This is a genomic window from Tamlana crocina (genome assembly GCF_012037625.1).
Genome location: NZ_JAAVJS010000625.1, coordinates 1 through 331, shown reverse-complemented (window position 1 = coordinate 331; position 331 = coordinate 1). Strand labels below are relative to the sequence as shown.

Sequence of the window (331 nt, the reverse complement as noted above, 5' to 3'; positions counted from 1 at the left end):
GTAAGGATTCCTTTGAAAATGAGACTAAGGCTGCCAAAGAACGGATTAAAGAATATTTTAATACGACTGAAATTTTAAACAGACAAAGCTTACCTTTGCGGCCAATTTACAAATCAAAAGTAAAGGAGTATTTTGAACGAAGAGATAATTAATTTTTATTCTGAAAATGATTTTGAACTGCAGCATTCTACGCAGTTTAAAACCTGGATCAAGGAAGTGATTGCTTCTGAAGGCAAAAAGACCGGGGAGATAAGTTTTATTTTTTGCGACGACGAATACCTGCTTGAGATCAATCAGCAATACCTAGACCACGATACCTATACAGATATTA

The 331-nt window shown here is 34.7% G+C and carries 1 protein-coding gene; it reads left to right on the top strand.

Annotation, left to right across the window (positions count from 1 at the left end; genetic code table 11):
• Window positions 1-132: 132 nt before the first annotated feature.
• Window positions 133-331: rRNA maturation RNAse YbeY (locus HC176_RS18325; RefSeq protein ID WP_209309817.1), on the top strand; the 199-nt coding region annotated here is incomplete at its 3' end.